Consider the following 11,674-nt stretch of genomic DNA (forward strand, 5'->3'; position numbering starts at 1 on the left):
CACCCTCGAACCATCGCGAAACCTACCACGCACAAACCCGACGAAATGGTCAGTTCATCAGAGCGCTCGCCGAGAACGTGCGTCCCGGATCGCGGTCGGCGAAGTAGCCGGTCAGGGTCTTCGCGAGATCGTCGGAATCCCAGGCGTCACCGTCCGCGGTGAACACCTCGTCGATGGTGGGGGCCGCCATGAGGGTGACCTTGGGGCCGTAGACAACGAACACCTGGCCGGTGACGTTGTCCGATTCCGGTCCGGCGAGGTAGGTCACCAGCCGGACCACGTGCGCGGGATCGAGCGGGTCGACGCCGTCGGTCGGGGCGTCGCCGAAGACGGCGGCGGTCATCGCGGTCCGCGCCCGCGGGCAGATCGCGTTGGCGCGCACGCCGTAACGTTTGAGGGCGCGCGATGCGGAGAGCGTCAGCGCGGTGATGCCGGCCTTCGCCGCCCCGTAGTTCGCCTGTCCCTCGGGGCCGAGCAGGCCGGCCTCCGAGGAGGTGTTGATGATCCGTCCGTAGACCGGTCCGCCCGCCGCCTTCGACGCCGCGCGCCAGTGCGCCGCCGCGTTGCGGTTGAGGAGGAAGTGCCCGCGCAGGTGCACGCGGATGACCAGATCCCACTCGTCGTCGGTCATGTTGAACAGCATCTTGTCGCGGACCACGCCCGCGTTGTTGACGACGATGTCGAGTGAGCCGAGCTGATCGGTGGCCGCGGCCATGATCGCGCTCGCGGTGGACGATTCGCTGATGTCACCGGGGACCGCGATCGCCCGGCCGCCGGCCGCGGTGATCGTGTCGATGACGTCGCTGCCGTCGAGCGCCCCGGGCAGGTCGTTCACGACGACCGTGGCCCCTTCCGCGGCGAGGCCGATGGCCTCCGCCCGACCCAGACCAGCACCTGCACCGGTGACGACCGCGACGCGTCCGTCCAACGAGTTACCCACCCGACATCCTCCTGAGGCTGAAAACTAGAACTTGTTCTAGCACACGTTCCCGAGCGTGTGAAACGAATCGGGAATTCGGCCTCGGTCAGTCCTCCTCGAGGGAGAGCGCCGACTTGGGGCAGTTGGCCACCACCTGGCGCAGTTCCTCTTCACGCTCCTTGGGCACCTCTTCCTGGAGAATGACCAGGTAGTCGTTGTCGTCGAGGTCGAAGAAGTCCGGGGCCATCCCCACACAGATGGCGTTGGACTCACACAGGTCGAAATCTGCCTTGATACGCATCAGAACCTTCTCCTCACGGGCTCGCCGCCTGTTGACTGGGCTGTGATAACAGGTTAGAACGTGTTTCAGAAACTGGACGAGCCCCTCCCCATTACTTGACCACATGCGGGGACCGGGCGCCAGACATCACACCCACGGAGTTTCGATGCGTATCGCCTACACCGATGAACAGTCCGAGCTCCGGCGGGAGCTACGCGCCTACTTCTCGAACCTGATGACCGAGGAGCGTCGTGCAGCCCTCGCCGGCGGCGACGGAGAGCTCGGCGAGGGCGACGCCTACCGCGACGTGGTCGCGCAGATGGGCGCCGACGGCTGGCTCGCGCTGGGGTGGCCGACCGAGTACGGCGGACAGAACCGGTCGATGATGGACCAGCTGATCTTCACCGACGAGGCCGCGATCGCGGGCGCACCGGTACCGTTCCTGACCATCAACTCGGTGGCGCCGACGATCATGCACTACGGCACCGAGGAGCAGAAGTCGTACTTCCTGCCGCGCATCGCCGCGGGCAAGCTGCACTTCTCCATCGGCTACTCCGAGCCGGGCGCGGGCACCGACCTCGCGGCGCTGCGGACCACCGCGGTGCGCGACGGCGACGAGTACGTCATCAACGGTCAGAAGATGTGGACGAGCCTGGTGCCCTACGCCGACTACATCTGGCTCGCCTGCCGCACCGATCCGTCGACGCTGCAGGAGGGCGGCAAGAAGCACAAGGGCATCTCGGTGCTGATCGTGCCGACCACCGCCGAGGGCTTCAGCTACACCCCGGTGCACACGCTCTCCGGAGTCGACACGAGCGCCACCTACTACCAGGACGTGCGGGTGCCGACGTCCGCGCTGGTCGGCGAGGAGGGCGGCGGCTGGCCGCTCGTCACCAACCAGCTCAACAACGAGCGTGTCGCCCTGTGCAGCGCGGCTCCGATCCAGACCGCGCTGCGGGAGACGATCGCCTGGGCTCAGCAGACCAAGACCGGTGACGGCCAGCGCGTCATCGACGCCCCGTGGGTGCAGCAGAACCTGGCCAAGGTACACGCGAAGGTCGAGTTCCTCAAGCTCATCAACTGGAAGATCGCCTCGGCCGCGAGCTCCGGCGGTGCGCCGTCCCCGGCCGACGCCTCGGCGACCAAGGTGTTCGGCACCGAGTTCGCCACCGAGGCCTACCGGCTGCTGATGGAGGTGGTGGGTCCCGCCGCGACGCTGCGTCAGGGCAGCACCGGCGCGCATCTCAACGGCCGCCTCGAACGGTTCCAGCGGACGTCGCTGATCCTGACCTTCGGCGGCGGTACCAACGAGATCCAGCGCGACATCATCGCCATGCTCGCCCTCGGCCTGCCGCACCAGCGTCGCTGACACCTCCAAGAAAAGGTTCCCTCCATGGACTTCTCCCTCCCCGAATCCGGCAACGACGTCCGCGGCCTGGCCCGCGACATCGCCACCGCCGTCAGCACTCCCGAACGCGTCGCCGAACTCGAGTCGTCGCGCGCGCCCATCGACTCCGATCTCTGGCGGCAGCTCGCCACCGCCGGACTGCTCGGCCTCGAGGTCCCGTCCGCGATCGCGGGCGAGTCCGGCGGAGACCTCAGCGTCATCGAGAACTCGCTCGTCGCAACGGAACTGGGGCGGGTCCTGGCGCGGGTGCCGTTCGGCCCGCATGCGATCGCGGCCCTGCCGGTCATCGTCGCGCACGGGTCTTCGGCTCTGCAGGACCGTCTCGTCAAGGCGGGCGCGGCCGGCGAGGTCGTGGTGACCGTCGCGATCGAGGAGGACCTCGGCGCGCCGTCGGATCCCCCGGGCACCTCGCTGTCGGCCGACGGGACCCTGAGCGGCACCAAGGTCGGCGTTCCCTACGCCGAGGCGTCGAATGTGTTGCTGGTCAACGCGACCGGGCCCGACGGCGTCGTCGTGGTCGCGGTCGACGCCGACGCGTCCGGCATCACCGTGACCCCGACCCCCTCGACCGGCCTCATCCCCACGGCCCAGGTGGATTTCGACGCCACTCCGGTCGCCGGCGACGCCGTGCTCTCCGGCAAGGAGGCCGTCGACGCGCTGTGGGCACGCACGACCCTCGCCTGCTGCGCCGAACAGACCGGCGTCGTCGAGCGTGCTCTCGAACTCACCGCCGAGTACGCGCGTGAACGTGAGCAGTTCGGCCGCCCGATCGGGTCCTTCCAGGCCGTCGCGCAGCGCCTCGCCGACGGCTACATCGACGTCCAGGGCCTGGCGCTGACCACCACGCAGGCCACCTGGCTTCTCGCCAACTCCGACAACGCGTCCGAGATCCACAATGCCATCGCGACCGCGAAGTTCTGGGCGGCCGAGGCCGGCCATCGGGTCGCACACACCACCGTGCACGTCCACGGCGGCGTCGGTCTCGACACCAGCCATCCGGTGCATCGCTACTTCTTGCGCGCCAAGCACAACGAGTTCGCCTACGGTTCGGCGACCGCGGCGGCGCGGGTGCTCGGCGCCGAACTGGCCGACACCCCGGCGTGACCTCGCCTCGTGCGATGACCCAGGGCGCCGCAACACAGGACTCCTCGACCCGGCGGCACACCGTCGGCGATCTGCTGGCCGGCCTGGACGAGGTCACCGATCGCGGCGTCCACTTCGAAGGACGGTTCACGACGTGGGCGCGGCATCTCCACGATGCCGCCGTCCGCGCGGGGGCGCTGCGCAGGTGGCTGGCGCCGGATCGGCCGCCGCATGTCGGTGTCCTGCTGGCGAACACCCCCGAGTTCAGTGCGCTGTTCGCCGCGGCGGCCCGCCACGGGTTCGTCCTCGTCGGGCTCAACACGACCCGGCGCGGCGCGGCACTGGTCGCCGACATCGCGCGGGCGGATTGTCAGATGGTGCTGTGCGGCGACGACACCCGCGACCTGATCGACGATCTCGACCTCGGTGACGTGCGGATCGTCGACGTCGACGGGCCGGAATGGGCCGCGGCGCTGCACGAGTCAGAACCCGCTCCGCTCGTCGACGCCACGCCCGACGACCTGTTGATGCTGATCTTCACCTCCGGGACCACCGGCGATCCGAAGGCGGTGCGGTGCACGCACCGGACCTTCGCGACCAGCGGTCAGATGCTCGCCGAGCGGTTCGGGATCGGCGCCGACGACGTCGTGTACCTGTCGATGCCGATGTTCCACTCGAATGCGATGATCGCGGGCTGGAGTGTCGCGGTCAGCGGCGGCGCGTCGATCGTGGTGCGGCGCAGGTTCTCCGCGAGGGGTTTCGTCGAGGACTTGCACCGCTACGGCGTGACCTTCGCCAACTACGTCGGCAAGCCGCTGAACTACATCCTGGCGACGGAGCCGCATCCCGACGACGCGTCGAGTTCGCTGCGCGTCATGTACGGCAACGAGGCGTCGGCGGTGGACCGGCAGCGGTTCGCCGCACGATTCGGGTGCCGCGTCGTCGACGGATTCGGTTCCACCGAGGGCGGTGTCGCGATCACCCGCACACCCGACACCCCCGACGACGCGCTCGGCCCCCTGCGGCCGCCCACCGCGGTCGTCGACGTCGAGACCGGCGAGCCGGTGCCGCCGGGGGTGATCGGCGAGATCGTGAACGCCTCCGGACCGGGCCTGTTCTCCGGCTATCACAACGACCCCGACGCCACCGCCGAACGGATGCGCGGGGGCGTCTACCATACCGGCGACCTGGCCTGGGTCGACGACGCCGGCTATCTGCACTTCGCCGGCCGGCTCGGTGACTGGCTGCGCGTCGACGGCGAGAACCTCGGCACCGGTCCCATCGAGCGAATCCTCTTGCGTCACCCCAAGATCCGCCAGGTCGCCGTACGCGGCATCCCGGTGGAGATCGGCGACGAGATCGAGGCGGTGATCGTCGCCGACGGCGACCTGGACCCGGCCGAGTTCGGCGACTTCCTCGCGGCCCAGGATGACCTCGGCCCCAAACAATGGCCCCATCGGGTGCGGATCGTCGACGAACTGCCCGAGACCGCGACGTTCAAGACCGTGAAGCGGCTGCTGGGTGACGGCGAGCCGACGTGGCGGCGCGACGGCCGCACGTACGGATGACGAGAACCGATACCTTCTGCGCTCGGTGCCACATGTCTTGATGCTGAACTGCCGTGGACGGGAAGTGGGTCCACCACCGTCGACGCGTTGAATGCACCAGAACACGGACTACACCCATCCCAGGCCGGCCCAACGCATCGCAATCACGCCATTCGCCGCGATGGCATCGCTCACCACGACCGCACCGCTCTTCCTCGGGCACTGGCCGATCGCGATTCTCGTGAGCTTCACCGTCCTCTTCACGAACCCACTGTTCATGCTCGGCGGCGGGGGGACGCGTCAGATCGGAACCGGGATCACCGTCGCGCATGTCGCGAGCGCTGCGACCGTGGGCCTCGTCCTTCTCGTCGACCACCTCCGCACCGACGTGTCTACCGCGGCACTTGCAGCCTGAACATGCAGACACCCTCTTCCGTATCCGCACCACCCGACAGGATGCGGGCCACGACGGGGCGCGAATACGGAAGAGGGTGCGCGTGAGGAACTCTCAGCGCAGCGGAACCTTCAGCGCAACGTCTTGTTCATCCGCCCGACCGCCTCCTCGTACTCGCTGACCAGATCGGCGATGAGGTCGGCGACCGGCGTGATCGCGTTGCAGCGCCCGACGATCTGCCCGGCGGGCATCGCGACGACGTCCGGGTTGTCGGCCGCGGAGATCCGCGCATGCGCCTCGGCGACGAGCAGGTTCTGCAGCGGCATCGGCAGCGGCTCCGGAGCGTTCGGGGCATCCCACGCGTCGGTCCAACGGGTCTTGAGCAGGCGCGCGGGCTTACCGGAATAGATCCGCCGACGCACCGTGTCCCTCGACGTCGCTTTCAACAGCGCCTGCTGCACCGTCGACGGCTTGTCCGAACCCTCGGGCACGCCGAGCTTGTACTCGGCGGCCGTCAACCAGTAGGTGCCCATCCAGACGCCCTGCGCGCCAAGGGCGATGGCCGCCGCGATCTGCCGACCGCTGCCCACGCCGCCGGCGGCGAGCACCGGTGCACGATCCCCCACCGCGTCGACGAGTTCGGGCCACAGGATCATCGACGTCACCTCGCCGGTGTGGCCGCCACCCTCGTAACCCTGGGCGATGACGATGTCGACCCCGGCCTCGACGTGGTGCAGCGCATGGTCTTTCGCGCCTGCCAGTGCCGCGACCAGGACACCGTTGTCGTGGGCGGTCTGGATCACGTCCGCCGGCGGGGACCCCAGCGCGTTGGCGATCAGCTTGATCTGCCCGTACTTGCGCCGGTGCTCCATCGCCACATCCACGTGTGAGCGCGCCACGGAGTGCAGCCAGCCCAGGACTCCCGCGTCGACGCGCTCGCCGTTCGGCAGCGGCGGAACCCCGAGATCGTCGAGGGTGCGCTCGACGAAGGCCCTGTGCTCCGGCGGGATCATCGACTGCAGGTCGACCTTGGAGCCCTCGGTCGGGATCTTCGCCGGCATCACGACGTCGACGCCGAACGGCTTGCCGTCGGTGTTCTCGTGCATCCATTCGAGGACCTCGTCGAGCTCGTCCGCCTCGTTGAAGCGCACACATCCGAGCACGCCGAGGCCGCCGGCCCGGCTGATCGCCGCAGCCACGTCCTGGCTGGGCGTGAACCCGAAGATCGGGTATTCGATGCCGAACCTCTCGGCCAGTTCAGTACGCATCTCTCACTCGTTTCCGGCGCCTGGGCGCCATTACAGGGCTTCGTCGGCGGGTCGCTCGGCGGTGACCGCCGCTCCCCATCGATAGTCGGGTTTTCCTGCGGGCGAACGCTTGATCTCGTCGACGAACCACACGCTGCGCGGGCACTTGTAGCCGGCGAGTTCCTTGCGGACGACGTCGTTGAGACTCTCCAGCGAGGGGCGCGCACCGTCGCGGGCTGCGATCACCGCGGCGACCCGCTGTCCCCACCGTTCGTCGGGCACGCCCACGACGACCGTGTCGAAGACGTCGGGGTGGGCCTTGAGCGCACCCTCGACCTCCTCCGGGAACACCTTCTCGCCGCCGGTGTTGATCGATACCGAACCGCGGCCGAGCATCGTGATGGTGCCGTCGGCCTCGATCGTCGCGTGATCACCCGGCAGCGAGTACCGCACGCCGTTGAAGACCTTGAACGTCTTCGCCGACTTCTCCGGGTCGTTGTGGTAGCGCAGCGGCACATGCCCCGACCGCGCGAGCACCCCGACCTCGCCGCTGCCCGGCTCCACCGGGGTGCCGTCCTCACGCAGCACGTGGGTCTCGCTGTCGGCCTTCACGCGCGGGCCGCCGGTGTGCGGGGTGCCCTTGGACACGATGCCGAGCCCGCCGAAGCCGGTCTCCGACGAACCGATCGCGTCGACGATGACCGCGTTCGGGAACCGTTCCACGAACTGCTCTTTGACCGACGGCGAGAACAGGCACGCCGACGACGCGATCGACACGACGCTCGACAGGTCGTACTCCCTCCCCTCGCCCAACGCCTCGATCATGGGGCGTCCCATGGCATCTCCGGTGATGAAGATGACGTTCACCTTGTGCCGCTCGACGACCTCCCAGGCGGTCGGACCGCTGAACTCGGGGTACACCACCGCTTTTCCGCCGGCGAACAGCGACTGGAACACCGCCCACTGCGAACCGCCGTGGATGAACGGAGGGATCGGATACCGCACCAGTTGGCCGCCCTCGGCGCCGGTCCGGGCGAGGTGCCACTCGTCGGGCACGGGTTCGCTGGTGTACCAGTCGATCCCGCCACCGAGGACGCGCCACACGTCCTCCTGCCGCCACACGACGCCCTTGGGCTTGCCCGTGGTGCCGCCGGTGTAGAGCATGTAGAGGTCGTCATTGCTCCGCTCCTCGAAGTCGCGTTCGGCCGACGATTCGGCGATCGCGTCCTCGTAGCGGATGGCGTCTCCGTGACCCGCGCAGCAGAGATCGGTCGACGACCCGTCCTCGATGGCGATCCGATGTTCGATGGACGGCGATTTCGGTAACGTGTTGCAGACCCGCTCGGAGTACCGCCGCTCATGGATGAGGACCTTCATCCCGGAGTCGGTGAAGATGTGCTCCAGCTCCGGCTCGACGTAGCGGTAGTTGACGTTCACCATCACCGCGCGGGCCTTGAAGATGGCGACCATCGCCTCGACCGACTCGATGGTGTTTCTGCTGTACAGACCCACTCGATCGCCCGGATGCACCCCCAATCCGCGGAGCTTGTGGGCCAGCGCGTTGGCCCGGGCCTCGAGCTCGGCATAGGTGCGGCTGCGATCGCCGGACTCGAGCGCGACGCGCTCGGGAACCAGGTCGACGGCGTGCTCGATGAGGTCGGCGATCGTATAGGCCATGGCACCAAAATTAGAACGTGTTATCGTTCTGGGCAAGTGCCTACGACGACCCCGGAGACAGTGATGACCACAGCCACCCCCGCCGAGTCCGTCACCGACAAGGCCCCCGAGTGCCTCGTCGAGAAGCGCGGCCATGTCCTCATCGTCACGATGAATCGCCCGGAGGCCCGCAACGCGCTCTCGACCGAGATGATGCGGATCATGACCGAGGCCTGGGATCAGGTCGACAACGATCCCGACATCCGCGTCGCGATCCTCACCGGCGCCGGCGGCTACTTCTGCGCGGGCGCGGACCTGAAGAGCATGAACAAGAGCGCCCCCGGCGACACCGTGGACTCCGGGGCGTGGAATCCCGCGTCGCTGCCCGCGCTGCTGAAGGGGCGTCGGCTCACCAAGCCGCTGATCGCCGCGGTGGAGGGTCCCGCGATCGCCGGCGGCACCGAGATCCTGCAGGGCACCGACATCCGCGTCGCCGGCGAGAGCGCGAAGTTCGGTGTGTCCGAGGCTCGTTGGGGCCTGTACCCGATGGGCGGCAGCGCCGTCCGTCTCGTGCGGCAGATCCCCTACACCGTCGCCTGCGACATCCTGCTGACCGGCCGCCACATCACCGCCCGGGAAGCGCTGGAGTACGGACTGATCGGGCACGTCGTCGAGGACGGCAAGGCCCTCGACAAGGCTCTCGAACTCGCCGAGCAGATCGCCGCGAACGGCCCGCTGGCCGTCCAGGGCATCCTCAAGACCATCCGCGACACCGAGGGCCTGCACGAGCTCGACGCCTTCGAGATCGACGCGAAGATCGGCGTCTCCGTCTTCAAGTCGAAGGATGCGAAGGAGGGCCCGCGGGCGTTCGCCGAGAAACGCGCCCCGAACTTCACCGGCGAGTGAGGACCGCCGCACGCCGGTGAGAATCCACACCGCCCTCTTCGGCCCGCAGCAGGCGGCCGAACGCACCCGGGCACTGCGCGACGTCGGCATCGACGGCATCTTCACCTTCGACGGCCCGCACGACGTCTTCAGTCCCCTGTTCGCCGCGGCAGGCGTCGATGACGTCGCGCTGATGACGAACGTCGCCATCGCCTTCCCACGCAACCCGATCACCGTTGCACACCAGGCCAACGACCTGCAGCTGCTGAGCGAGGGGCGGTTCACGCTCGGGCTGGGCACACAGATCCGGCCGCAGATCGAGAAGCGCTTCGGCGTGCCGTTCGAGCGGCCCGTCGATCGGATGGTGGAGTTCGTCGCGGCGCTGCGCGCCGTCTTCGACGCCTGGACCCACGGCACACGGCTGGACTTCACCGGCGAGTTCTTCACCCACCGGTTGATGACGCCGATGTTCAACCCGGGCCCCAACCCGTTCGGGGTGCCGCCGATCTTCGTCGGCGCGCTCGGCCCGCGCCTGACCCGCGCCGTCGCCGAGCACGCCGACGGCCTGCTGGTCATGCCGTTCACCACCGACGCGTTCGTCCGTGAGGTGATGATGCCGCGGGTCGACGACGGGCTCGCCGCATCGGGGCGTCGTCGCGAGGACTTCACGGTGGTCCCGGAGATCATCGTCGCGACCGGCCGCACCGAAGAAGAGTTCACGACCTCGGTCGACGCCGCGCGACGGCTGCTGTCCTTCTACGGTTCGACGCCCGCCTACCGGCCCGTCCTCGAGCTACACGGGTACGGCGACCTCCAGACCGAGCTGAACGTCCTGTCCAAACAGGGGCGCTGGGCCGAGATGCCCGGGCTCGTCGACGACGAACTGCTCGAGTTGATCGCCGCACATGGCAGTCCGCGTGACGTGGCCGCCACCATCCGGGCGCGCGCCCACGATATCGCCACGGATGTCGCCATCTACCAGCCGTTCCCGCTGGCCGACGAGACGCTCGCGGAGATCATGGAAAGCTTCTGAACCCCTGACAGGAATCGCGGGTTCGGCTGCAGGATCGCGATTTCCAACCAGCGATTCTCCGCCGAACCCGCGAGTCTGCGGGGGTTCGGGTCACACCAGGGTGGCCAGCTCGCGAATGGTCTCGACGTCGCGCGCGGTGACCATCAGCATGGTGACGCCGGCGGCCTCCCACTCCTTGATCTGCGCGCGCACCTCGTCGGCGGTGCCGACGAGCATCGTCTCGCGGACCATCTCGTCGGGCACCGCGGCGATCGCCTCGAGCTTCTTGCCGCTCAGGAACAGTTCCATGATCTCGTCGACCGCGTCGCCGTAGCCCATCCGCTTGTACAGCTGCGCATGGAAGTTCTTCTCCTTGGCGCCCATTCCGCCGACGTAGAGTGCCGTCGACGGCCGATAACGGTCGATGGCCGCGGCGACATCGTCGGTGATGACGACCTGCACGGTCGCGGCGACCTCGAAGTCCTCGCGACTCCGGCGCGCACCCGGCCGCGCGAATCCCTCGTCGAGCCAGGAGTTGTACTCCTCGGCGAGCTCGAGGCTGAAGAAGATCGCGAGCCACCCGTCGGCGATCTCCGCGGTCTGCGCAACGTTTTTCGGCCCCTCGGCGCCGAGCCAGATCGGGATGTCGGCACGCAGCGGATGGGTGATCGGCTTGAGCGGCTTGCCGAGCCCCGTGGCGCCCGGGGCGTCGGCCGGATAAGGCAGCGGGTAATGCGGACCCGGGTTGGTCACCTTGTCGGCGCGAGCCAGCACATCCCGCACGACCTGCACGTATTCACGTGTGCGGGCAAGGGGTTTCGCGAACGGCTGCCCGTACCAGCCCTCCACGACCTGCGGGCCGGAGACACCGAGCCCGATGATGTGCCGACCGCCGGAGAGATGGTCGAGGGTCAGCGCGTGCATGGCCAGGGAGGTCGGCGGGCGCGCCGACAGCTGCGCCACCGCGGTCCCGAGCCGGATGCGCGAGGTGGCCGCGCCCCACCATGCGAGCGGTGTGTAGGCGTCCGATCCCCAGGACTCCGCGGTGAACACCGCGTCGAAGCCGCATTCCTCGGCGGCGGCGATCAACTCCGGCGCGTTCGGGATCGGATCGGCGCCCCAGTAACCGAGCTGCAGACCGAGCTTCATCGCCACCCCTTCCTCGCCGGACCGCAACGAGTTCTCACGGCCTGACATGCATCTTGTGTCCAATACTAGAACGTGTTCTACTCGAAGACGTGAG

At 68.4% G+C, this 11,674-nt stretch carries 11 protein-coding genes; 6 read left to right on the forward strand and 5 right to left on the reverse strand.

What is annotated here, in order from left to right; translation table 11 throughout:
* Window positions 1-49 precede the first annotated feature (49 nt).
* Together ABFT43_RS08445 and ABFT43_RS08450 are read right to left on the reverse strand one after the other, a co-directional pair.
* On the reverse strand, window positions 50-940 hold the full coding sequence (locus ABFT43_RS08445) for a 3-oxoacyl-ACP reductase (protein WP_347959920.1): 891 nt from the start codon (window positions 938-940) through the stop codon (window positions 50-52).
* An 85-nt stretch (window positions 941-1,025) separates the two neighbouring features.
* Entirely contained in the window at window positions 1,026-1,220 is a 195-nt protein-coding gene (locus ABFT43_RS08450; protein WP_230825090.1) for a ferredoxin, read from the reverse strand.
* A 145-nt stretch (window positions 1,221-1,365) separates the two neighbouring features.
* Here ABFT43_RS08450 and ABFT43_RS08455 point away from each other — a divergent pair, with 145 nt between their 5' ends.
* From ABFT43_RS08455 to ABFT43_RS08470, 4 genes are all read left to right on the forward strand, one after another.
* Window positions 1,366-2,568 (forward strand): acyl-CoA dehydrogenase family protein, encoded by a 1,203-nt coding sequence (locus ABFT43_RS08455; RefSeq protein WP_168704396.1) that lies wholly within the window; start codon window positions 1,366-1,368, stop codon window positions 2,566-2,568.
* A 24-nt stretch (window positions 2,569-2,592) separates the two neighbouring features.
* Complete coding sequence (locus ABFT43_RS08460) at window positions 2,593-3,711, forward strand: acyl-CoA dehydrogenase family protein (protein WP_347959921.1); 1,119 nt, start codon at window positions 2,593-2,595, stop codon at window positions 3,709-3,711.
* Window positions 3,712-3,725: 14 nt separating this feature from the next.
* Complete coding sequence (locus tag ABFT43_RS08465) at window positions 3,726-5,258, forward strand: long-chain-fatty-acid--CoA ligase (RefSeq protein ID WP_347959922.1); 1,533 nt, start codon at window positions 3,726-3,728, stop codon at window positions 5,256-5,258.
* A gap of 160 nt (window positions 5,259-5,418) precedes the next feature.
* Window positions 5,419-5,652, forward strand: a complete 234-nt coding sequence (locus tag ABFT43_RS08470) for a hypothetical protein (RefSeq protein ID WP_347959923.1) — start codon at window positions 5,419-5,421, stop codon at window positions 5,650-5,652.
* A gap of 110 nt (window positions 5,653-5,762) precedes the next feature.
* Here the strand turns inward: ABFT43_RS08470 and ABFT43_RS08475 are convergent, their stop codons facing one another.
* Together ABFT43_RS08475 and ABFT43_RS08480 are read right to left on the reverse strand one after the other, a co-directional pair.
* On the reverse strand, window positions 5,763-6,899 hold the full coding sequence (locus tag ABFT43_RS08475) for an NAD(P)H-dependent flavin oxidoreductase (protein WP_347959924.1): 1,137 nt from the start codon (window positions 6,897-6,899) through the stop codon (window positions 5,763-5,765).
* A gap of 30 nt (window positions 6,900-6,929) precedes the next feature.
* Complete coding sequence (locus ABFT43_RS08480; protein ID WP_347959925.1) at window positions 6,930-8,555, reverse strand: acyl-CoA synthetase; 1,626 nt, start codon at window positions 8,553-8,555, stop codon at window positions 6,930-6,932.
* 63 nt (window positions 8,556-8,618) lie between these two features.
* Between ABFT43_RS08480 and ABFT43_RS08485 the strand changes: the two genes are divergently transcribed.
* Entirely contained in the window at window positions 8,619-9,440 is an 822-nt protein-coding gene (locus ABFT43_RS08485; RefSeq protein ID WP_347959926.1) for a crotonase/enoyl-CoA hydratase family protein, read from the forward strand.
* Window positions 9,441-9,456: 16 nt separating this feature from the next.
* Window positions 9,457-10,452: a TIGR03617 family F420-dependent LLM class oxidoreductase gene (locus ABFT43_RS08490; protein ID WP_347959927.1), complete on the forward strand. Its 996-nt coding sequence runs from the start codon at window positions 9,457-9,459 to the stop codon at window positions 10,450-10,452.
* 90 nt (window positions 10,453-10,542) lie between these two features.
* Here the strand turns inward: ABFT43_RS08490 and ABFT43_RS08495 are convergent, their stop codons facing one another.
* Complete coding sequence (locus tag ABFT43_RS08495) at window positions 10,543-11,580, reverse strand: LLM class F420-dependent oxidoreductase (RefSeq protein WP_347960098.1); 1,038 nt, start codon at window positions 11,578-11,580, stop codon at window positions 10,543-10,545.
* Between the last annotated feature and the right edge of the window lie 94 nt (window positions 11,581-11,674).

It is taken from the genome of Gordonia aurantiaca, assembly GCF_039939235.1.
Lineage (GTDB): Bacteria > Actinomycetota > Actinomycetes > Mycobacteriales > Mycobacteriaceae > Gordonia.

What these genes read in the sequence shown, in the direction of transcription:
- ABFT43_RS08480 (WP_347959925.1), bottom strand. Translation starts at nt 8,555, where the DNA reads ATGGCCTATACGATCGCCGACCTCATCGAGCACGCCGTCGACCTGGTT.
- ABFT43_RS08450 (WP_230825090.1), bottom strand. Translation starts at nt 1,220, where the DNA reads ATGCGTATCAAGGCAGATTTCGACCTGTGTGAGTCCAACGCCATCTGT.
- ABFT43_RS08465 (WP_347959922.1), top strand. Translation starts at nt 3,726, where the DNA reads ATGACCCAGGGCGCCGCAACACAGGACTCCTCGACCCGGCGGCACACC.
- ABFT43_RS08475 (WP_347959924.1), bottom strand. Translation starts at nt 6,899, where the DNA reads ATGCGTACTGAACTGGCCGAGAGGTTCGGCATCGAATACCCGATCTTC.
- ABFT43_RS08460 (WP_347959921.1), top strand. Translation starts at nt 2,593, where the DNA reads ATGGACTTCTCCCTCCCCGAATCCGGCAACGACGTCCGCGGCCTGGCC.
- ABFT43_RS08455 (WP_168704396.1), top strand. Translation starts at nt 1,366, where the DNA reads ATGCGTATCGCCTACACCGATGAACAGTCCGAGCTCCGGCGGGAGCTA.
- ABFT43_RS08495 (WP_347960098.1), bottom strand. Translation starts at nt 11,580, where the DNA reads ATGAAGCTCGGTCTGCAGCTCGGTTACTGGGGCGCCGATCCGATCCCG.
- ABFT43_RS08485 (WP_347959926.1), top strand. Translation starts at nt 8,619, where the DNA reads ATGACCACAGCCACCCCCGCCGAGTCCGTCACCGACAAGGCCCCCGAG.
- ABFT43_RS08470 (WP_347959923.1), top strand. Translation starts at nt 5,419, where the DNA reads ATGGCATCGCTCACCACGACCGCACCGCTCTTCCTCGGGCACTGGCCG.